The organism is Mycobacterium sp. (genome assembly GCF_052143115.1).
GTDB lineage: Bacteria > Actinomycetota > Actinomycetes > Mycobacteriales > Mycobacteriaceae > Mycobacterium.
In genome coordinates, this window is sequence record NZ_JBKQTQ010000077.1 from 1 (window position 1) to 20592 (window position 20592).

Annotated in this window: 20 protein-coding genes and 5 pseudogenes; 8 read left to right on the plus strand and 17 right to left on the minus strand. The window is 63.2% G+C overall.

Annotation, left to right across the window (positions count from 1 at the left end; translation table 11 throughout):
- Positions 1 to 55 precede the first annotated feature (55 nt).
- Positions 56 to 337: pseudogene (locus ACLQI9_RS09010) on the minus strand (molybdopterin-dependent oxidoreductase); the annotation flags it as partial.
- On the opposite strand from ACLQI9_RS09010, the pseudogene ACLQI9_RS09015 reads away from it, so the two are divergent.
- Positions 337 to 693, plus strand: a pseudogene (locus tag ACLQI9_RS09015) (molybdopterin-dependent oxidoreductase); the annotation flags it as partial. The pseudogenes ACLQI9_RS09010 and ACLQI9_RS09015 overlap by 1 nt on opposite strands.
- Positions 694 to 697: 4 nt before the next feature.
- Here ACLQI9_RS09015 and ACLQI9_RS09020 read toward each other — a convergent pair.
- Positions 698 to 898, minus strand: a complete 201-nt coding sequence (locus tag ACLQI9_RS09020; RefSeq protein ID WP_442384820.1) for a hypothetical protein — start codon at positions 896 to 898, stop codon at positions 698 to 700.
- A gap of 402 nt (positions 899 to 1300) precedes the next feature.
- Between ACLQI9_RS09020 and htpX the strand changes: the two genes are divergently transcribed.
- Positions 1301 to 2170 (plus strand): zinc metalloprotease HtpX, encoded by an 870-nt coding sequence (gene htpX / locus ACLQI9_RS09025; RefSeq protein ID WP_442384818.1) that lies wholly within the window; start codon positions 1301 to 1303, stop codon positions 2168 to 2170.
- A gap of 61 nt (positions 2171 to 2231) precedes the next feature.
- On the opposite strand, the gene arfC is transcribed toward htpX, so the two are convergent.
- Genes arfC through arfA form a run of 3 tightly spaced genes read right to left on the minus strand, consistent with a single transcriptional unit; the run spans position 2232 to position 4087 of the window.
- A complete protein-coding gene (gene arfC, locus ACLQI9_RS09030; protein ID WP_442391518.1) occupies positions 2232 to 2939 on the minus strand; it encodes a channel accessory protein ArfC, sunset domain variant in 708 nt (235 codons plus the stop codon).
- A complete protein-coding gene (arfB, locus tag ACLQI9_RS09035) occupies positions 2939 to 3091 on the minus strand; it encodes a channel accessory protein ArfB (protein ID WP_442383028.1) in 153 nt (50 codons plus the stop codon). Before arfB ends, arfC begins: the two co-directional genes overlap by 1 nt.
- A gap of 12 nt (positions 3092 to 3103) precedes the next feature.
- Positions 3104 to 4087, minus strand: coding sequence for a channel-forming protein ArfA/OmpATb (gene arfA / locus ACLQI9_RS09040; RefSeq protein WP_442383030.1), 984 nt, complete (start codon positions 4085 to 4087; stop codon positions 3104 to 3106).
- 125 nt (positions 4088 to 4212) lie between these two features.
- Between arfA and ACLQI9_RS09045 the strand changes: the two are divergent.
- Positions 4213 to 4364 (plus strand): annotated as a pseudogene (locus ACLQI9_RS09045) (tyrosine-type recombinase/integrase); the annotation flags it as partial.
- Between the two features lie 384 nt (positions 4365 to 4748).
- Here ACLQI9_RS09045 and ACLQI9_RS09050 read toward each other — a convergent pair.
- From ACLQI9_RS09050 to ACLQI9_RS09065, 4 genes and pseudogenes are all read right to left on the minus strand, one after another.
- Positions 4749 to 4946, minus strand: a pseudogene (locus tag ACLQI9_RS09050) (polysaccharide deacetylase family protein); the annotation flags it as partial.
- A 371-nt stretch (positions 4947 to 5317) separates the two neighbouring features.
- Positions 5318 to 6799, minus strand: a complete 1482-nt coding sequence (locus tag ACLQI9_RS09055; RefSeq protein WP_442383032.1) for a multicopper oxidase family protein — start codon at positions 6797 to 6799, stop codon at positions 5318 to 5320.
- A gap of 18 nt (positions 6800 to 6817) precedes the next feature.
- Positions 6818 to 7147, minus strand: a complete 330-nt coding sequence (locus tag ACLQI9_RS09060) for a VOC family protein (protein ID WP_442383034.1) — start codon at positions 7145 to 7147, stop codon at positions 6818 to 6820.
- 2 nt (positions 7148 to 7149) lie between these two features.
- Positions 7150 to 7914 carry an arsenate reductase/protein-tyrosine-phosphatase family protein gene (locus ACLQI9_RS09065; protein WP_442383036.1) on the minus strand — a complete coding sequence of 255 codons (765 nt, stop codon included), beginning with the start codon at positions 7912 to 7914 and terminating at the stop codon, positions 7150 to 7152.
- A 425-nt stretch (positions 7915 to 8339) separates the two neighbouring features.
- Between ACLQI9_RS09065 and ACLQI9_RS09070 the strand changes: the two genes are divergently transcribed.
- Complete coding sequence (locus ACLQI9_RS09070; RefSeq protein ID WP_442383037.1) at positions 8340 to 8558, plus strand: hypothetical protein; 219 nt, start codon at positions 8340 to 8342, stop codon at positions 8556 to 8558.
- 23 nt (positions 8559 to 8581) lie between these two features.
- On the opposite strand, the gene ACLQI9_RS09075 is transcribed toward ACLQI9_RS09070, so the two are convergent.
- Complete coding sequence (locus ACLQI9_RS09075; RefSeq protein ID WP_442383040.1) at positions 8582 to 9088, minus strand: DoxX family protein; 507 nt, start codon at positions 9086 to 9088, stop codon at positions 8582 to 8584.
- 196 nt (positions 9089 to 9284) lie between these two features.
- On the opposite strand from ACLQI9_RS09075, the gene chrA reads away from it, so the two are divergent.
- Positions 9285 to 10475 (plus strand): chromate efflux transporter, encoded by a 1191-nt coding sequence (gene chrA, locus ACLQI9_RS09080; protein ID WP_442383042.1) that lies wholly within the window; start codon positions 9285 to 9287, stop codon positions 10473 to 10475.
- 714 nt (positions 10476 to 11189) lie between these two features.
- Complete coding sequence (locus tag ACLQI9_RS09085; protein WP_442383044.1) at positions 11190 to 12029, plus strand: multicopper oxidase family protein; 840 nt, start codon at positions 11190 to 11192, stop codon at positions 12027 to 12029.
- On the opposite strand, the gene ACLQI9_RS09090 is transcribed toward ACLQI9_RS09085, so the two are convergent.
- Positions 12022 to 13032, minus strand: coding sequence for an alpha/beta hydrolase (locus ACLQI9_RS09090; protein WP_442383046.1), 1011 nt, complete (start codon positions 13030 to 13032; stop codon positions 12022 to 12024). The two genes, ACLQI9_RS09085 and ACLQI9_RS09090, sit on opposite strands and share 8 nt — an antisense overlap.
- 188 nt (positions 13033 to 13220) lie before the next feature.
- Positions 13221 to 13378 (minus strand): annotated as a pseudogene (locus ACLQI9_RS09095) (cytochrome P450); the annotation flags it as partial.
- Between the two features lie 222 nt (positions 13379 to 13600).
- Here ACLQI9_RS09095 and ACLQI9_RS09100 point away from each other — a divergent pair.
- Positions 13601 to 15133 (plus strand): adenylate/guanylate cyclase domain-containing protein, encoded by a 1533-nt coding sequence (locus ACLQI9_RS09100; RefSeq protein ID WP_442391521.1) that lies wholly within the window; start codon positions 13601 to 13603, stop codon positions 15131 to 15133.
- A gap of 157 nt (positions 15134 to 15290) precedes the next feature.
- Here ACLQI9_RS09100 and ACLQI9_RS09105 read toward each other — a convergent pair whose 3' ends face one another.
- The 4 genes from ACLQI9_RS09105 to ACLQI9_RS09120 form a co-directional block, all read right to left on the minus strand.
- A complete protein-coding gene (locus ACLQI9_RS09105) occupies positions 15291 to 17234 on the minus strand; it encodes a protein kinase domain-containing protein (protein WP_442383050.1) in 1944 nt (647 codons plus the stop codon).
- Positions 17235 to 17354: 120 nt separating this feature from the next.
- Complete coding sequence (locus tag ACLQI9_RS09110) at positions 17355 to 17777, minus strand: hypothetical protein (protein WP_442383052.1); 423 nt, start codon at positions 17775 to 17777, stop codon at positions 17355 to 17357.
- A gap of 113 nt (positions 17778 to 17890) precedes the next feature.
- Entirely contained in the window at positions 17891 to 18670 is a 780-nt protein-coding gene (locus ACLQI9_RS09115; protein WP_442391523.1) for an HNH endonuclease family protein, read from the minus strand.
- Positions 18671 to 18780: 110 nt separating this feature from the next.
- The gene (locus ACLQI9_RS09120) at positions 18781 to 19023 is read right to left on the minus strand and encodes a hypothetical protein (protein ID WP_442391525.1); all 243 of its coding nucleotides are present in this window, start codon (positions 19021 to 19023) and stop codon (positions 18781 to 18783) included.
- A gap of 378 nt (positions 19024 to 19401) precedes the next feature.
- On the opposite strand from ACLQI9_RS09120, the gene ACLQI9_RS09125 reads away from it, so the two are divergent.
- Positions 19402 to 19794, plus strand: a complete 393-nt coding sequence (locus tag ACLQI9_RS09125) for a hypothetical protein (protein ID WP_442391527.1) — start codon at positions 19402 to 19404, stop codon at positions 19792 to 19794.
- 478 nt (positions 19795 to 20272) lie between these two features.
- Here ACLQI9_RS09125 and ACLQI9_RS09130 read toward each other — a convergent pair.
- Positions 20273 to 20592 (minus strand): DUF7144 family membrane protein (locus tag ACLQI9_RS09130; protein ID WP_442391529.1); only part of this gene is annotated, 320 nt, incomplete at its 5' end.

A 20592-nucleotide genomic window follows, 5' to 3' on the forward strand; every position in this document is an offset into this window, starting at 1 on the left:
ATCGGCATCGTGATTGCGGTATTCAGCTGGTGGAAACTCTCGTCGAAATAGTGCTTCATGTCTGCGCCACGGTGAAGTCCACCGTGTGCCAGCCGGTGGCGCCGTCGGGGACGGTACCAACGTGATCTGCGGTTTGGGTAGCCCCGGTGTTGTCGGTGGCGCGCACGGTAATCGTGTGTTTCCCAGGGCTTTTCGCCTGCCAGGGCAAGCTCCACAACCGCCACGTCTCGTTGGAATAGCTCGCGCCCAGTTCAGCGGGCTGCCACACGCCATCGTCGATGCGGACCTCCACGAGCCGCACGCCACGATTCTGTGCCCACGCGACACCGCCAAACACCGCGTGCACCCATCAAGACCGAGTCGCGCATCGACGTGCCGAAAGGTGGTCAGAAGGTCCCGATGGGGCCCGTGGTGTTTGGCGGTGTCGCGTGGGCACAGAATCGTGGCGTGCGGCTCGTGGAGGTCCGCATCGACGATGGCGCGTGGCAGCCCGCTGAACTGGGCGCGAGCTATTCCAACGAGACGTGGCGGTTGTGGAGCTTCCCCTGGCAGGCGAAAAGCCCTGGGAAACACACCATCACCGTGCGCGCCACCGACAACACCGGAGCTGCCCAAACTGGAGATCAGGTAGGTACCGTCCCCGACGGCGCCACCGGCTGGCACACGGTGGACTTCACCGTGGCGGAGACATGAAGCACTATTTCGACGAGAGTTTCCGCCAACTGAATACCGCAATCACGATGCCGATCAGCACCGTGATCGGACCAATGATGGACCAGGTCGTGGTGTTGCTCATCGGGCTACCACCAAGCACTCCGAATCCCTGCAGCGCCCAGATCAAACCGAACAATGCGACGACCAACCCGACCGCGAACGTAACGACGAAAGCCCTTCTCATATGGGGATCTTAGGCGTCGGAGAGGGGGATGTCCTGCCTTGACCCGGCAGACCGCGCAGGCCATGGCTGATTCCAAGGATTGCGCAGGATCTCGCCATCGACTCATCCCACCCGACGGTTGCTTTTGCCGGCGCGTGGGGCGTTTGCCGCACCAGGGATCGAGAGCGGCCAAGAGCCGTGCGGTGGTGGGTAGGCGGAGCCGTTGGCCGCCGTGGTGCTGGTCTTGGTGTTGGAGCAGAGTCGGGGTCACCCGAACTGGGCATACGGACCCTCCGCGCCAGCCGGCAGACCCGGGCCTCGTTCGTGGACTGTCCGTTCACTGCCAGGGCTGGTTCCGTAAAAGCGCGGCCGGCGGGTCCGCCTCGGGCGTTTAATTGGACGGATGAGGTAGGAGAAACGTCGATGAAGTCGCACCGTTACGCCAACGGCCTCAAGACCGTGTTGCTGCTCGGATTTATGTCGGCGCTGATCGTGTTCATCGGGTCGCTGTTCCACAATAGGTCGATCTTGGTGCTGTCGATCGTGCTCGCGGTCGGCATGAACGTCTGGACCTATTTCAAGAGCGACACCCTGGCGCTGCGGGCCATGCACGCGCAGCCGGTCAGCGAATCGCAGCAGCCCACGATGTATCGCATCGTGCGCGAGCTGGCGACCACGGCGCATCAGCCAATGCCGCGGCTCTACGTCAGCGAAACCGCATCCCCGAACGCTTTTGCCACTGGACGCAGTCCCCGGCACGCCGCGGTGTGCTGCACCGCCGGAATCCTGCAGATCCTCGACGAGCGTGAGTTGCGCGCGGTGCTGGGCCATGAGCTTTCGCACGTCTACAACCGCGACATCCTGATTTCCTGCGTTGCCGGAGCGATGGCAGCGGTGATCTCCGGCATGGCGAACATGGCTTTCCTGGCGGGTCGAGTCGGCGGTAGCGGTGGTGGGGGTCGTGCCAATCCGCTTGCGCTGCTGCTGGTCTCGCTGCTCGGTCCGATCGCGGCGACGGTGGTGCGGCTTGCGGTATCGCGGTCGCGGGAATACCAGGCTGACGAGTCCGGAGCTGAGCTGTGCGGCGACCCGCTGGCGTTGGCGTCGGCCCTGCGCAAGATCGCCGGTGGTGTCGAGGCGGCTCCGCTGCCGCCGGTGCCGCAGCTGGCCAGTCAGTCACATCTGATGATCGCCAACCCTTTCCGGGCGGGCGATATGATGGGGAAGTTGTTCTCGACGCACCCGCCGATGACCGAGCGAATCGCCCGCCTGGAGGAGATGGCCCGCCCCTAGCAGCCATCCCGATTTGATAAGGGGCGCATCATGACCGACGAGCAACGCACCCGGGGTAACGCTACCTCTTTCTGCCGCGCTCGTGCCAGTGCGTAAATCCGCCCCGTTCAGCCGATTCCTCATCAATGAACCAGACCTCAGCAATGGTCTGCGCATACGACGGACTTTCCGGGGTGTGGTAGAGCATCGAATCCTCGTTACCCTTCACCGTCCACCCCGACGGCCCACTACCATCAGCGGCGGCCCTCGCCGAACCCACGCCGTAGGGCCCGGATTCACCAACCTCGGCGAACTCGGTCGCTCGACCACGCGGCGATCGGCCCTTGCGCCAGTGCGAAAACCCGGCCCGCTCAGCCGATTCCTCATCAATGAACCAGACCTCAGCAATGGTCTGCGCATACGACGGACTTTCCGGGGTGTGGTAGAGCATCGAATCCTCGTTACCCTTCACCGTCCACCCCGACGGCCCACTACCACCAGCGGCGGCCCTCGCCGAACCCACGCCGTAGGGACCGGATTCACCAACCTCGGCGAACTCGGTCGCCGAGGTTGGACCGCGTTCCCGGCCGGCGAACTTCGCCCCTGCCGCTCCACCCGCGGCCGCAGCGCCCGCGGCTGCCGCACCTTCGGCGCGCAGACCTGGCCCCCGACCGGCGAACGCCGCGGTCTCCGGCACCTCACGCTTGACCCGTCGAATCGTGAAGGCAAACGTCAGCAACAGCCCAAGCACAAAGCTCAACGCCATCAGCCACCAATTCACGTCACGCATCACCGCGCTCCTATCTCCCGCGACCCCGGGAGATCCGCGAGGGCTTCTTCCTTACTCGTGCGTCTGATCGAGACAACCGTGATCAGCCACGCGACCACCGAGCCCACCACGAAGGCGAGCAGACACCATAACCATTGGATAACGAAATCCATGTCGAATTCTCCTTAGCTGACTGTGATTACGACGCGGCGATTCGCAGCTCGCCCGTCCGGTGTGTCGTTGCTGGCGATCGGATCGGCCGACGCGAGGCCCTTCGAGGTGATGTGTTCACTGGCCACGCCCTGCGACACCAGGTAATCGGCAACGGTCTTGGCCCGGTTGGCGCTCAGCGGAATGTTGATGGCGTCATTGCCGACATTGTCGGTGTAACCGGTGACCGTCACGTTCGAGGTCGGGCAGGACTTCAGCCTGTCGGCGACCCGAGACAACATTTGCTGCTCAGGCGCCGCCAGCGTGAACACATTGGTGTCGTAGTTTATCGGCCTCGTCAGCAGGCCGGTGACGTCGGCCTGGAGATTGGCGCAACCAGCGCCGGGAACGGGTGCGGGTGCTGGGTTGACCTGAATCTGGTTGGAGATCGTCATGTTTGGCCACGCGGCCTTGGCCGCCGCCTCGACCGCGGCCCGTTCGTCGTCGGATACCGCGGTGCCGGTCAGGGTGATAGTGTCTCCGTTCAGCTTGAAATTGAAATCGGGGATCGGCGCGGCCGCCTTGAGCACCGAGCCCAGTCCGGAGAAGTCCGGGGTGTTAACGCCAGGCTTGATGTTGAGGTGGTCGACCAAGTTGACGCCTGGCCCCAACGCCCCCTTTACTCCGTCGAGCAATGACGCCTTGGCGGCCCCGTCGGGGAGATCGCCGCTGAGGGTGATGTCGTTGCCGTTGCGGGTAATCGACAGCGGCGCAAAGGATACCCCCGGAACGGTGGCGTTCGGGGTGGTCACGGACGGCACACTCAGCGTCGGCGAAGCGTTCACACTCGGCGGGTTGGTTTCCCTCTTCGATTTGTCGACGTTGGCGTAACCGATCGTTCCCAACAGCAGGGGAACCAGCAGCAACGCCAACAACCAGCCAAGCCCCGGAGCTCGTCGATAAAATTTGGAGGCTGTTCGCCACCCGGTCGTAGTGCGAGTTTGATCGGAACCCGTCATTGGGTCCTCCTCTGTCGATAGACAGGATTTGTCCTCATCGAGGAACACTTCAAGGGTATGACTCCAAAAATCCAGCCGCATGCGGTCCGCAGAATTCGTAGAAACGAGCAGTCGTAACTTTCGAAGCGAAGGTTTCAGCGATCCGGTTGCATGACGCTCGGCACACCTGCGGGACGTTGATGCATATGCAAGGTGTGCCGATCATGGTGATTTCGCAGTGGCTTGGGCACGCGGACCCCGCCTTACGATGCGCACCTACGTCCTACAAGGCGATTGAAGCCCAGTTCGGCTGGGTTCGCACTTATTCGTGCATGCCCGCCACCTGCGAATACGCATTCGTGACAGTGCGCCGTTGTTCGCCCTGATCCGCGGGGGTTGACGGCAAAGTGAGGGCAAATTAGTGGTGCTGTCGTACTAGATTCCGTGGTTCTGGTTCGGACCCATCGACGCTTACAACGTGGATGTTCCATGTTCACCACGATGTACTTTGCCTCGAACGATCGAGCGGACGCGGCACTTGTATCCCCTGGAGTTCGCCCACCCCTGTCTCAGCTGGCCTTTCGTGTGGATCAGTCCCGCCTGGGAGCCTTGTACGACGGCGTTGCGGTGGTCACCCCACGAATCCTCCCAGGTCGCCCACACTCACCAACGTGACAGTGCCCGTCATGTTGGGGTGTTCCCAGGTGTGGTTGCCCACCTCCATGCCCGCATCGACGATGCGCTTGGCGCCGGCGGGGTTCACCGCGACTTTGTTGCCGATCTCAAAAAACGTTGCCCTGGCGTTGTAGTGGTTCAGTATGCCCAGCAGGCGGTCGGTGTAGGGGCTGGGTCCGTCGTCAAACGTCAGCGCTATCAACTTGGACTGGCCAGGTTCCTCAACGATGTTGCGCAGGCCATACCCGAGACCAATAAGGCCGCCGCCCGCGCCGAGCATGCCCAGCGCCGCGCGCCGCGTTACTGTCGCCATAATTTCATTCCTTTCGACCGTCACACTGTGCGTATGCGAGTACCCGCCCCTCTAGCCTGAGCCGGCCGCCACATGGTCTCTGACAGTTCACAACGTCGAGTACCCAAAGGTGGTCAGGGTGGCCGTGAAAGAACCCGATAATCGACGACGAGAATCTCCCCGGGCTGATGGGCGGTCCGGGGATCAGCACGACGAACGACCAGAGCGCAACCCAACAAGCCCTGCCGCAGCGCCGTTTTCGATGTCATTGTTGGGGCTTGAAGTCAGGCGGTGCGCAGCAGTGCCATAAATCCGTAGTCCATGTGCAGTTGTTGGTGGCAGTGAAACAGCGACAGGCCGGGTTGGTCGGCGACGAAGTCGATGTCGATGGTTTGGTAGCCGCCGAGCATCGCGACGTCTTTGTGCAGCCCGGCGGTGGGTGTGCCGGCGACGTGGGTGATTTCGAAGGTGTGCCGGTGGAGGTGGATCGGGTGGATGTCGTCGGTGGCGTTGCGTAACCGGATCCTGTAGCGCTTGCCCTGTTGGATGTCGTATACGGGTTGGTTGGTGTCCATGGCGAACGGTTTGCCGTTGAGGGTCCATACGTTGAAGCCGTTGTCGGCGGCGTTGCGTTTCTCGATCAGCATCTCCATGGTGTGATCGGGTGCTGCCGGGAGGGCACCAGGTGTGACGAATTGGCGGTAGTCCCATTTGACCGGCGGCGGCGGCGCCCATTGCGGATCACCGCCACGGCCGCCGTATTCGACCACGATGCCCATGCCGTTGTGGCGGTCGTCGTCGGAGAGATCACCCAGGATCCACACCCCGGGATTGGTCATCTGCACGACCGCCGAGATACGTTCGGCGGCCCCCAGCCACAGCACCGGCACCTGCGCAGGGTTGGGCACCGGGTTGCCATCGAGCGCGATCACGCTGAATGTGTGTCCGGGCAACGCAAGGCTGCGGTTCTCACCGGCGCTGCCGTTGAGCACGTGCAGCAGCACCCGCTGACCGGTCTGCACGCGGATCGGCTCGCCGTGGCCGAGCATGTGTCCGTTGATCGCGAACGCGTCGTAGCTCACCTCGTAGCCGTGTGGCATGCCGCGGGCGAGTGAGGCGGCCATCGCCTGCTCGCCGTTGTTCTTCAGTTCGGGGTCCTTGTCGCCCGCCAAAAAATCGGCGGCCATGTCGCCCGCGCGGCTAAAGCTGGGCTCAAATTCCTTTAGCGTGAGGAAGATTTCCTGGTCGTAGGCCCCGGGGTTCTGCTTGGGTTCGATGTAGACGGGGCCGACCTGGCCGCTGTATTGGCCACGGGACAAGTCAGCGCGCGGGGTCAGGTGGGTGTGATAGAAGCGGAACCCCGCCGGGCTCGGCACGAACGAGATGCGGCGCATGCCGTGGGCGGGGATGTAGGGGGTGCCTTCCTCGGCGGCTCCGTCGACGTCGACTGGCACCTGTTGGCCGTGCCAGTGCAGTTGTTCGGGGGTGTCGGTGTCGTTGTAGATATCGACCCAGGTGGTTTGACCCTGTTTGAACCGCAGCAGCGGGCCAGGAAACTGCCCGTTGTAGGTGGTAGTCGAGACCACCCGATCCGGCGCCAACTCGACGGTGCCGGTGCCGATGTGCACCGTGTAGTCGGGTTTGCCGCCCGGCGGCGCGGGCCGCGAGGGCCCAGAACAGGCCGTGGCGGCGCTGCCGACACCAGCGGCGGCCGCTACCACCGCCAGGCCACTGCATGTGAGGAATTCACGCCGGTCGAACGGCATCAAGGACCCCTCTGCGGCTTATCGGTTGGCGGGTTGGAACAATTCGATGAGGTTACCTGCGGGGTCGTGCAATAGAATCTGCTGTCCGACCGGGCCGCTGATGATGTTGTTGGGGAAACTCAGGCCCGCCACACGGGCCCGCGCCACCTCGGCGGTGATGTTGTCGACGATGAGGTGGATGCGGTTCCAGCCGCCCGGCACCGGCGTGGACGCGTCAGGGATGGGGCGTGCCCCTGAGTTGGTGGGCCCGGACAGCGGCAGCCGCAGCGGGCCGGCACAACCTCGGCGAAAGCGGGTGCGGCGTGGTGGCCGAGGGTGAATCCGAGATTGCGTCGATGCGATCGCCATGATCATCCCTCCTGAGCATGGGCATGGTGTGCCAGAACGGGCAGCACAAATCCGATGCGGGTGTTCAGTTCGGTTGCCACCCGGCGGAATTGCCGATAGCTGGCCCGGTTGCTGTCGGCGGCGGCCGACGGGTCGGGCAGGCTCCAGTGCATCGCGGTAGCGCTGTGATCGTCGCGCGGGAACTCGCGCACTTTGTCGCACAACGTGATCACGTAATCGAAGCGCCGTCGCGCGATCGCGGTCAGGGGCTTGGGCCGCCGGTGGCTGAGGTCGATGCCATAGTCCTCGCTCATGACGCGCACGGCGTTGGGGTGCAGGCGCGGTTTGGGATGGCTACCCGCGCTTGCGACACGGACGCGGCCGCGGCCGCGGTGTCGCAGCAGCGCCTCGGCCATCGGCGAGCGCGCGCTATTGCCGGTGCACAAGAACAACACCGAGCTGCCCGGCGTGCGCCCGGCCATGGCTGTGGGTGCCAGTGCTGGATGCAGAGCGGTCGCGGCGTCGCCGAAGGCCGCCGCGCACTGCACCAGGTCGAGGTGGTAGTAGCTGTCGCGACCGTCAAAGCTGCTGCGGCGGGCGGCGACCAGCCCGGCCGCGCGCAGCAGCCCCAGGTGATAGGAGACCAGATTTTGCGGCGCATCAACGGCCACCCCCAGCTCCCGGACCCGGCGGTCACTGCAGGCCAGCTCGGTCAAAAGCGCCCAACGCAACGGATGGGATGCCATCCGCATCAGCAGCGGAACCGGCACTCGATCGGTCGTCGCCACCCCAGTACGATACATCAAACCTGTTTGATCGGTTTTGTGCTTTCGGCGTATCAACTGAAACGCGTCCAGCCACCTGATCACAAGAGTTGTGGGCTGCCCCGCCGACCAGATACCACCCCTACTCGCCCACTGCGCAACCGATCCGCGCCCTAACCGCCGATCCGGCCGCGTTACCCGAGCACGCATCGGTTGTGCGCCGCGCAGATCATTAAACGGCCGCTGAACAGCCGCCGCCCAGGCTCCAGATCATCTTTGAGGGGGCCAGTATCCACAAGGAATATCGACGGCTGAAGTCAACAAAAGCAGAAGCAGGGTGGGGATTTCGATTCGGCGCGGGGTTAAGCGAGGAGACGACGCGATGGCGAGTGGGCTGTGGCAGTGGGTGCGCGGACCGAGCCACGCCGACACGAATGGACGGCTAACCCGTGCCGGCCTTGCCGACCGTACACCTGTCCAACACCGGCAACGCAACCTTTCGGGCAGAGATCGACTATCTGGTGCTGCGGGTGCACACCACCGGCGGACCGGCACTGATGGTGGTCGGTAACGCCCAGCGGGCAACGGTGACGATCTGCCTGGCACTTCTGGCCGGATTCATCGGCGTCCACCTTTCGGTGGCACGGCCGAGGAGCGGTATGGGATGATCGCGTCTTCTCGGCTTTGCTGGTCAGGGTCGCGGCGGCCCGGAGTCGGCCGCGGCGAGGGCGGCTTTCTGCGTGAGGAAAGCGTCCAGGGAGTAGGCGCCGGCGCCGACAAGAAGCAGAAACAGGCTGCCGCACAGCTGGGCCAGGTCGACACGGGATTCGTGGATGAAGTCCCACCAGCCGTGTTCTGTGCGAAACAGTGGGGCGTGACCCCAAAAGATGGGCAGTTTGGTGATCAGCAGCGCACCAAGCATGTCGATGATCATCGGCACGGCGGCCAGCCGGGTCAGCAGCCCGATCAAAATGAGCACTCCGCAGCCGATTTCCAAGACCCCATCCAGGGTGCTGAAGAACGCGGGCGCAGGGATGCCGGCCTTGTCGAACCGGCCGGTGCCCAGTGAGTCGGGCCGCAGAAACTTCAACACCCCCTCACACGCGAACACCAGCCCCACATACAGGCGGATCAGCACCACCGCGGCCGGTGCGCGTGTCGCGATCAGCGGAGTAAACCCGCCCGGGTGGTGGCTCATGAAGGGTTCTTCTGTTCTACCGTAGCGCCTTTGACGTCAGGACTCACCCACCCAGCCTATGCCTGCTGCGTCGACCCCGGCCCTAGGCATATCAAACAGGTTTGATGTATTCTCTCGCGGGTGTGCAGACACGCCAGATCGTGTTCGACCACCCGTCCAGCAATCCGATCGAGCTGCTCACCTCTGCCGCGGTCCGATGAGTGACCCCGATCCGTACGCGCGGGTCGCGCGGCGGCCGAACCTGGCCGTGCTCGCGCTGGAATGGGGACGCATCGGCTGCATCGGCTTCGGCGGGCCGCCCACCCACATCAAGCTGCTGCGCGAGCTGTGCGTCGAGCGCAAGCGCTGGTTGACACCGGTCGAGTTCGAAGACGCCGTCGTCGCCTGCAACCTGCTGCCCGGGCCCGCCTCCACCCAGCTGGCGATCTTCTGCGCCTGGCGGGTCCGTGGCCGCCGCGGCGCGCTGCTGGGCGGGGCCGCGTTCATCGTGCCCGGCCTGATCCTCATCCTCGCCCTGGCCGCGCTGTTTTTGGCCGGCGCACCGCCACGCGCGGTCCTGGCCGCAGGCGCCGGCGCCGGATCGGCGGTCGCCGCGGTCGCCGTGCATGCCGCGGCCGGCCTGCTGCCGGCCAGCTGGCACCGTGCCCGCGACGGCGGGCGCGCGAGCCGACTGCGATGGGCCGGCTACGTGGCGGGCGGGCTGCTCGCGGCGGCCACCATCGGGCCCTGGCTGGTGCTGGTGTTGCTGGCCTGCGGCGCCATCGAGATCACCAGCCGCCTGCGCCGCGACACCACCGGGCCGACCGCGATCGCGCCGATGCCCGTGCTGGCCATCGGCACACTCACCTTCGGCACGCTCGCCTCCTTGACCTGGGTGGCCTTCAAGGTCGGCGCGCTGTCATACGGCGGTGGGTTCGTGATCGTCCCGCTGATGCAAAACGACGCCGTCAACCATTACCACTGGATGACCGGCAGCCAGTTCCTCAACGCCGTCGCCCTGGGCCAAATCACCCCCGGCCCCGTCGTACAGACCGTCGCCGTGGTCGGCTACGCCGCCGCCGGGCTCCTCGGCGGTGTCCTGGCCGCCATCGTCGCCTTCAGCCCCTCCTTCACGTTCGTGCTGCTCGGCGCCCGCCACTTCGACCAGCTGCGCACCAACACCACCGCCCGCGCGTTTCTCGACGGCGCCGGACCGGCCGCGATCGGCGCCATCCTCGGCTCGGCGATCACCCTGGCCCGCGCCCTGACCCAACCGTGGCAGTACGCCGTCCTTGCCGCCGCCACAGTCGTACTGCTCGTCCTGCGCCGCGGCGTGGTACTCACCCTGCTCACCGCCGCGACGGCCGGGATCATCCTCGTCAGCGCCGGTCTCGCTCTGCCGCACTAAAACCTCAGCGCTCGTCGATCGCCATCTGGCCACCGGACATTTCAGCCTGCGCGACATCGCGCGCCAACTCGGACTGCATGAACGAACCCTTCAGCGACGGCTAAGCGAACAAAATCTGGTCTTCGAGGACATCGTCGATCAGTTGCGGCGCGAGTGGGCCAGTGAATACGTGCAGTCCTCCGCCATTCCGCTGACACAGGTCGCCACATTCCTGGGCTACAGCAATCAGGCGGCCTTCACCCTTGCGCCTGCCGCCGCTGGTTTGGCGACAGTCCCCAAAGGTTGCGGTGGAACCAATCACGCAAGGGCGGCTGAACTTCCGGTCGTCGCCGACCAAAACAATCCCGAGTAATGGCGCTGACCGTAGTACCACCGGAAGGTTCGCCAAGGCGCAGCATGGAACAAGTCCGACAACGAGACCTGCTTAGCGGGCGAAGCACGCTCCTCCCCCGCCGCAGGCCGATACACAACGACCGCGGAATCCACGTCAACACGAACCTCGACCGACACTGCCTGCTCCGCGCAGCGCATGCGCTGCGACCTCAAGAGTGACACCGCGTACGCACCTGCGCACAAACCCATTCAACGCGCTACCACGAGGCGGGACTTACGCCATATCGCGGCTGGCATGTGGTTACGATTGGTGCCCAGGGGTGCCGACCCGATGGTGTCCTGGCATCGGAGACCGACAGCCCTGCCGCGAGGAGCGCTGTCGTGACAACGGTCAAGACGTTTAAAATCTCCGCCGCCGCGCACAAAGTGGCCGTCCTCCTCATGGTGCTGGTCTGCACTTACGGGTGCACCCAGAGACACGATGCCGGTCACCCGTTTGCGAATCCTGTGATGCTCGCCAGCCGCGATGGCAAGGTTGATGTTGATCTTGTTGCCGCTCCTGCCACCTATACGATTGATCGGCACCAGTTTCAGGGCATGCTTTACAAGGGACAATACATGCCGCCGATATGGCGTGTGCGCGCTGGCGACATCTTAACTGTCACCTTGCATAATCAACTACCCGAGGAGACAAACCTGCATTTTCATGGTCTGGATGTTTCCCCGTTGAACAATGGCGACAATGTGTTCCTACACATTGCTCCCGGCCACACGTTCACGTATCAAATCAAAATCCCTGAGCGTCACGTCGGCCTGTTCTGGTATCACCCTCACATGCATGGACATGTCGACGAGCAAATAATCGGAGGCATGTCCGGAGGAATTCTTGTTGACGGCAGCGACCGCGTCTATCCTTTCTTAAAAGGTCTGACCGAAAGGGTCCTTCTCCTCAAGCATCATCCCATCGGCCGCGCCGACTACGAGGAGCTGGTAACTGTGAATGGCAGCGTGGCGCCCGTCATCCCCATTCAACCCGGTGAGGCGCAACTCTGGCAGATCGGCAATATTGGAGCCGACCGTTTTCTGCGTCTCAGGATTGACGGAATGCCGATTTACGTCATCGGAAGAGACGGGGTCGCGCCCGCCGCCGGTGCCGGATCTTTGGTTTTGAGACCTTCTGACCCGCTGGAGGCCCGCCTGCAGGCACAAGTATTCAGCTAGAGAAAAGCCTCGCCAACCGATTGACGTAGGTGGTGACCTCCGGCGTGAAGTATTTGTACGTGTGAATGCCACACGGTTTCGCGTCGTAGATGTGCTGTACACCAGCGAATCTCAACGCGACATGCAGGTCGAGGGTCGTTTGGCCGACGCCTAATTCGAGAACGCCCTCGCCAGGGTTTGTGACGAGCGTTTGGGCGTCGTCGGCGTCACAGGGGGAGCCGTTTCCCGCGGTGAGATATATGTCCATGCCGCGCAGTTGGGATGCATTAGCAACCGGGTTGGCTGCACGCCATCGACCGGCATCCAGTACGGGGTCGCCGAACATTCCGAACGGGTCATACTGGCCAGCTGCTAGGCCGTCGGCGCACTCGCGCTGCTCCACGCTCGCTCCGATGATAACGGCAGCCTCATCGGAAGCCTGGTTGTTATCGCCGCCTGACAACGTTCCGATGGCACCGAACAGGCCCGGATACTTCACGCCGTAATGTGCGGCGCCAAAGCCGCCCATCGAGACGCCGGCCACCGCTCGGTGTCCTTTATCAGCGAGTGTGCGAAACTGCGCATCGATCGCTGGGATGACCCGGTTGATGATCTCCGTTTCGTAGTGGTGGCTGCCGTCTTTCCAGTCGACATAGAAGCCGGTCAGACCGCCGGACGGCGTAACGACGATGAACTGTTGGTTGTCGGGGAACGCGCTTGTCACCGTAATGAGATTGGTGCGGGTCAGAAACGAGTCCACGTCTGACTCCGCCCCGTACAGGAGGTAGAGCACGGGATATTTTCGCATCGAGGTGCCATACTGCGGCGGAAGCAGGACCGAAACAGGATTTCCGTCGACAGTGATGTGCTGGATACGTGGGCCACTCGCGGTTGTCGTGTCGGGGTTAACGGTCGAGCAAACGATCTTGGGAATTTGGATTGTGGCCTTTGCGGCAGGCACTTCGACGACCGTGCTTGTGCAGAGCAAGAAAGCATAGGCTGTTGCCGCCAGCCGCTTTTTCATTGGCGTACGGTAGCCGTCTCGTCGTAACAGCGAAGAAACGGCGGGAACACTGTTTGCTCACAATCGAATCTGGCACTTTTGCACCGTTCGATCGAATGGTTGTCTCCGACGCGTGGCGAACCATGGCAACGATGTCCGGTCCATCGACCTTGTTCGGCGGTGCTGCCGCCAATGCCGCAGATCGGATTTCAGGTCGGCGGTGTCCAGGCGATCGGCAGCGTCTTGATGCCGTGGATGAACGGCGACAGCAACGTGCGGGCTCCTCCGTCGCGACAATGTCGGGTACCTGGCGGTGCAATTCCTCGAACATGACGCTGATCTCACGACGAGCCAGATTGGCGCCCAAGCGCATCAGGTCGTTTGTAGCGCACGGGCCGCTCACAGGGCGGGCACTGTTGCCGCTATGTTCGGCGTCCGCGCCACGCCTTCGCGAAAGCTGCTACCGGCAACGCCGTCATTCGCCGATGGGACGAAGATTGCGGCGCGGATCCGAGCCGTCGGCGACCTGATAGAGACGCGCGCGCGTTCAAAGGCAGATGAAAGGGCGCTAGCCGTTTAGTCTCGCGGCATGGACCGTGTCTGGCAGTGGGCGTGGGATCGCCATGGACCGAGGTACTCGTGGGTGTTCTGCGCGATCGGTTTCCCTATAGCGCTCCCGGTCTACCTAGTCTTGTCGTTCATCATCGTGGCTTTCGAGAAGTCCAGTCGCTACATCGAGTCGGCCGGTGTCACCGTTGTCGCGGTGCTGGTGCTGATGTACGCGCTGGTTCTTCCCGGCCTGGGCGCGTGGCGGCTTGTCGATCGATGGGCTGCGGGCCAGGAGATCGATCGGATGAGCGCTCTGGAGGCCACGTATGTCTGGTCTCGCAAGGGGACCGCTCGAGCATTAGGGGTCACCGCAGTCGTGGCCGGCGTGTTGGCGGTCATTGTCGGTGTCATTGCCGGCGCGACCGGATCGCGGCTTGGCCAGTATGCGATCGTGGGCGCCATTTTCGGGCCGGCCTGCCACCTGATCGGGGTGCACAGCTTGGCGGAGGCCCCGCTGCGGCCGGTAAGGGTCGCACTGGCTGGTGGCAAGGGAATCGGGGACTCCCTGCCGCGGTCTCGCCCTACGTTCGCCACCTGGACGAACCTGTCCATGCTCGGGGTCGCGTTTGCATTCGCCGTCTCGGGCGCGATGCTCACGGCTGTGTTCGACCGGGCGAATCAGATTCCCGCGCTTTGGGTGGTGATCGGATTCGGGTTGACCCTGGGATTCGGTGTGCCGATAACGGTCTTCGCCTCCTTCTCGCCGGCCCTGAAACCGATTGGGGATCTTGCCGAAGGAACGAAACGTGTTGCGGCTGGCGACTACAGCCAACGCCTGCCGGTGGTTCAAGACGATGATCTCGGCGTGCTCGCAGCGTCGTTCAACCGTATGCAGGCCGGATTGGCTGAGCGGCAACGACTTCAGGGGGCGTTCGGCACCTACGTCGATCCGGCCCTTGCGGCGCGGCTGCTCGAGCAGGGCGACGATGTGTTCGCCGGTGAACGCCGGCAGGTGACGGTAATGTTCGTCGACATCCGCGACTTCACCCCGTTCGCCGAGGCAAACACTGCCGAGGACACGGTATCCCGACTCAACGCCTTGTTCGAGATCGTCGTGCCTGCCGTCGTCGACGCCGGAGGGCACGTCAACAAGTTCCTCGGCGACGGGGCGCTGGCCGTCTTCGGCGCCCCGAACGACCTCGCGGAGCATGCCGACGCCGCTGTGAGCGCCGCGGTGTTGATTCAGCGCCGTGTCGCCGAGCGATTCGGCGGAGAGCTTCGCATCGGCATCGGGATCAACACCGGTGTGGTGATCGCCGGAACCATCGGCGGCGGCGGCAAGCTCGAATTCACCCTCATCGGTGACACCGTCAACGTGGCAGCCCGCGTCGAGCAACTCACCAAAACCACCGGCGACGCTATCCTTCTCACCGAGCAGTGCTTCGATGCCTTGGCGTCTCGACCGCCCGGACTCATCGACCGGGGATTCCATGTCCTGAAAGGAAAGTCAGCCTCCGTACAGGTCTTCGGCCTCGACCAAGAGACCAACGCGCGGGTTGACCTCACTAGCTAAGGGGAGGTGAACCAAACCTCTGCCGCGATCACCGTCGCGACCCCGATACTTTCGCTGCGGCTTTCGAGAAACCCACAACATTAGTTCTGAGACGTGGGGCGTCAGTTCCAAGGTTGGCAGGAACGCCAAGGTCATCGACGCCCACTGTTTTCCGTGCTTACCCTCCTGTCGGGCAACTGTATTGGCTCGGAAAGCGTATGCATAGTGGCGGTAGTGGCTGGTTAGGGCCGTAGCCGTCGGCGCTGTCGGGATCGAACGTCGGCACAGTGAGGACCCACTGGCCGCCGACACACGTATAGTAGCCATCGGCTCCGCCTCCATCGGGTTTGATGGCGCCGTCGTTGCACGTTGGCACCGACGTCGGGGACGGCGGAGGCGCGGCTGGCGGCGGCGCAGGTTCATTCGCACTCGCCGGATCGGCCACAGTGACACCGGACGGCACATCGCCGATCCGGGTCGCTACAAAGGGCACCCGGTATGCCTCTCCCTGCGAGCCACACACATCGGTTTGGACGGTGGCGGTCTGAACGCCCTGGAACGTGCCGTCAGACTGTGGCGCCCATGACGAATGACCCACCATGGTTACCGGGACTTTTCCGACTCCGGGACATGCCAGATCTCCCGGATAAGGTGTAGGAGCGTTTTGCCAGTGGCCGTCGAGGAAGCGGAAAACGTCTGTGCTGCCGGGTATGTTCGGGGCTTGGTTCAGATTGGCATCCAGCTTGGTCGCGGTGGCAACGCATCCGGTGGGTGTGCACGTTGAACGAAAAGCCCACCAACCGGTGGCGTTGGGCTGGGGGTTGGGGGAGCCGTTGAGCATCTGGTGTTGAAAGTCGAGGTCCACGCGGTAAGTGCCGTCGAGTACCGGACCCACAACGGCTGGATCTTGAGTGCTGGACTGGGCTGCTGGACCTAGGGTGCTGGGTGCGCGGGCAGTGGTTGCGTCGTTTTGCGACTGGCCCCCGTAGACGATGGCCGCAATGGCGGCGCACGCAACCAGCGCTGCCGCCGACCCGACAAGGATCCGGGGCCACCTGTGCCGCTTCTCCTTCGCCGCGGTCGGTGCCGGCTCGGTGCCCGATGGTGGGCTTTCCTTAGGCTGCGGTGGCGATTTCGTGGCCGTCGACTGTGGTATCGGGCTGTGTCCTTCTGATTGCGCGGATTTGCCGCGTGGTCTGCCGACCGCAGTTGGAGCCTTAGACCCCGCGGCATGCGCGGCGACCGTGGGACCAGCTTCAGTGCCACGATCACTTTCCGCATCGACAGCGGCCCGCTCACTGAGCTTGGTGGCGAAGTCGCGGCATCGGTCGAACCGGTGGGTAGGGTCTTTGGCCAATGCCTTTGACAACACCTGATCCAGGTGCGCCAACTCCGGGCGCCGGCTGCTGAGCTTCGGCGATGCTGCATTGAGGTGTTGGCTGATGACGGCGACCGGGTTGGAATGCTGATACGGCGGCGCACCGGTGAGAAGGTGAAACGCGGTGGCGGCCAGCGCGTATTGGTCGGCGCGCCCGTCGATGTCTGCACCCATCAGCTGTTCAGGCGCGGCGTAAGCAACGGTGCCGACCGTCATATTGGTCGCAGTGAGCCCGCTGATATCGGCCAGTTGTCGCGCTATCCCGAAGTCCGCCAGCATGATCCGTCGTTCCCCGTCTTCTGGCTCGGTGAGCAAGATGTTGGCCGGCTTGACGTCGCGATGCAGCAGCCCTCGCTGGTTTGCGTAGTCGAGCGCCGCGGCTACCGCGGTAACGATGGCAGACACGTGGTATTCCGGCATCCCCTCCGGATACTGGGCTTTCATGAACTGCCCTGCGTCGGTGCCCTCGACGTAGTCCATCGCGATCCACAGTTGACCGTCGAAGTCGCCTCGGTCATGCACTCCGACGATGTGCGGGTGGAAGAGCGCGGCGGCCAGGTCGGCTTCGCGGTTGAACCGACTCCGAAATTCGGGGTCCGCCGAAACGTCTGCAGGCAACACCTTCAACGCATCGTGGCGAGGCAGCCTCGGGTGCTCGGCTACGTAGACCTCGCCCATACCCCCGGAGCCGAGTAGCCGAACAATGGTGTACCCGGCGAACACCTGACCGCGACCCAACGACATGGGCGATTAAATCCCCCTTGAACCTCTACGGCGCCAACACTTGTGCCACGCCGCCGTGCCCGTGGCACGTACCAGTCGCCGACCGCGTTAAGCAAGACCTTGGGCGCGCAAGACGACGACTTAGCATGGGGGGTGTGAGCACGTCTGTTGCCGGTCTTCGTCCCTTTCGGCGGCTTGGATCAGCTTTGGGGTCGACTCCGGATCGATGTGGTAGATCATGTTGTTGCCGTCTGAGTAGAGGATGATTCCGACGAGCACGTCATTGAGCTTGTTCGTACGGACTGTGACCAGGCCCCGGTACTCGTTGCCGGTCACGTTGATGAGCATGATGTCGTCGGCGACGTGAAGCCCGTACTGCTTCATGCCATCGGAGGTGTCGAACTGGTTCTGCAAGCCGCTGGTGACATGCTTGCCGAGGTCGCCGAGGTCGATCTTGGGCTTGTCGGACCACCAGTGTCCAGCCACCACCACAGATATGGCGAACGCTAGCCCGACGGCGATTAACGTCGCCTGAACGATGCGAATAACGTTGCTAGTAGTCATCTTTCGTGGTGCTCCCTTCCCCTGCAGTCGGTGGCGAACTTACCGGTCTGCTTTCTTCTCTTGCCATGGCGGTTGTCTTCGCCGACACTTTGCCAAGCTGGTTATTGTGCTAATTAGTTGGGGTACTTCCTATTCGCCGACGACGAAGGGAAAAGCGTTCCCGCCGAAGGGAGAACACCCGACGAAGTGGGAACTCCGGACGAAGGGAGAACTTGCGAGGAGCACTTGGTCAGTATGCGCGATGCCTCATCATGCTCGGCCTGGATCACCCACAGTCCGTACTTCGCCTTGACCTTGACCACCCGAGTGACGTAATCGCACCCGAAATCTTTATTGCTCGGTAACCACGTCGCCACATCGCCGGCCTTCTTCTTCCTGTTGGCCTTGCCGCTGACAGCAAGAAGGTCTAGGGGGTCATTGGCGAACTGAACACGCTTGGCTTGGTCCCAGTTTTGGGCACCCGTCTCCCAGGCATCCAGCAGCGTTACGACGTGATCGACCTGCACCAGGACGTCAGTGCCTTCTTCTCGATTAAATGGGATGTCTTTTCCGGTGTACGGGTCATGCAATACCCCTGACAGAACTGTGCAGCCGCTCCTGGGGACGACGTCCGACAAATCCCGCCGCAGGATGTCGTCGCGGGTGTCGCAGCCGTTATGTCCACCTTCGACATCCACATCGTCAGTCCAAGGTGGTCCGAAGCTGTCGCGAGAGTAGCCAGTCTTCGGCGCCCATCCCTTGACTGGAATCGTTTCAAGCAGTGTCAGCGCGGCTTTCTGCGCGGTCGGGTTGTCGCTCTTGCCGACCTTCTGCTTGTTGTGGATGGCTACCACGAACGCGATGAGCAAAAGTACGGCGCATACAACGACCACCCACAGAACGATTTCGTTCATCCTGCGTTTTCGATTCGCTGCCGACGCCTGCGTTGGTTCTTCCGACGGCGCCGCTGAGGGCGCCGGTTCTTCCGGCTTCCCCGAGTTCGCGGGTCTAGTTTCGGGCGCGTTCAGAAGCCGAAACCGCCGCGCGTGATCCACATGCAGATGGCCGGGTTGCGCGCGCAGGCCGCGTTCAAGTCCTGCGGCGCCGCCGAGCAGGGCATCCCGTTGTCCTGCACGCAGCCCGGTGGGGGCGGCGGGCACGGGTTGCCTTCCGGCGTGACACACGACGGCCACACAGGGGCGGCGTGTACCGGCGCGGCGAACGCGACAGCGAGAACTGCGGCGGCGGTGATGATGGCGAGTTTCATGGCACACTCCTCACGGGCAGCAGGCGTTGATGGCCGCGGTGGCGGTGATGAGGGCGTCCATGGCCGTGCTTCAGTTCTGCTCGGCCGCGGTGAGCATTTTCACGTCAGCATGTTGCGCGTCCCGTTTGGCCCGTGGCAACGCATCAGGGCGAACTCACAGGCAGACGTCTAGTAATTACCTTTGTACCAACCGTCCGCGTTGTTGTTGGCGTTAGCGACAGTCCGTGCAGCCACGTTCGCCACACCGGAATCGGCCCGGCCCGGCCGGCAGAGAGCGACCATCCGGGCCCGGGGGCCGACAACAATGTCAGCTCGATGTGGTGCAGTCGATAGCGCACGATGTTCGGGTGGCAGAACAAGTTCGGGCATCATAATCCGATGAGTAATGCCGTGCCAGTTCAGTATTTCCAGTCGATCATCGCGGCTCAGCTCGCCGTCGCCGGTGCCTTGCTGTTTCAGGTTCGGTTTTTTGACACCTCGAACGCCAAGAACGGGGCGCAGGTCGATCCGCGCCTGCGGCTCGTTTTAGTGGTCGTGATCGCGGCGACGCTTTTCATTTCGCTAGAGGCGATGCGAGAAGGCTGGGGTTCCGCCGCCGCCGCGCTGGTAGCCGGGGGGCTGGCGCTGTCGGTGCTTCCCATCCTGCTTCGGGTCCTGCCGCCGCTGACGCGCGATATCGAAACGCACAAGCGCGACCCACACTTATGGGTAACGGTCCTAGCAGTGATCCTCTATTTCGCCATCGTGACGATCGTCGTGTTGATCAGGTAACCGTAATCGAGCCGCCGACCGGCGAACTGGCCCGCGAGGTGGCCGCCGCCACCGCGGCCGACGTCGCCGACATCGCCGGCGATCAGCGGGACGAATTTTGAGCGGGTATAAATCAGCAGATAGCCAAAGGTTGACGATAACGACGAGCCCGTCGCGCTCGTGGATCGGCCAGAAGTCCGAAATCTCTTGGAGCAGAACGAGGCCGTCGCGCTGGATGTACGACGGGCAGATCGATGTTCACGGTCTCGGGTTCTCCTGCGATGGCCAGTACCTCAATGTCATTGATGTGACCACCAATGCCGTGCACGTCATCGATACCGCGCCCGCACGAAGGTTCTTCTCCGCCGACGGAAGCCAACTGTGGGTGGCGGAACGAGGTCAGGATACTGTCGCGTCATCGACTGGCGAAACAATCGGGTCGTGGACCGTATCGTGTGGGAGGACGGCCCACTGACAGGGAGTGACCGTCACATGATCACTACTCGTGGCGCGACCGCGTTGTGTCCCATGTCGCGATGGCCCAGATGACGAGGGCGTTAAGTGCGATCAGCACAACAGACCACACCGGGTAGTAGGGAAGCCAAAGGAACATGACTACGATTCCGAGGCACGCAATGATAATCCCCATTACCCGCGCCCACGTTGTGCCCCAGAAAAGCCCAAAGGCGACAACAATCAACAGAATTCCCAGCGCGATGTGCACCCATCCCCAACCAGTTGTGTTGAATTTGTACGCGTAATCTGGCCCGACGACGAGCAGCTGGTTGTTGACCACCGCAGACACACCCGTGAGAAGAG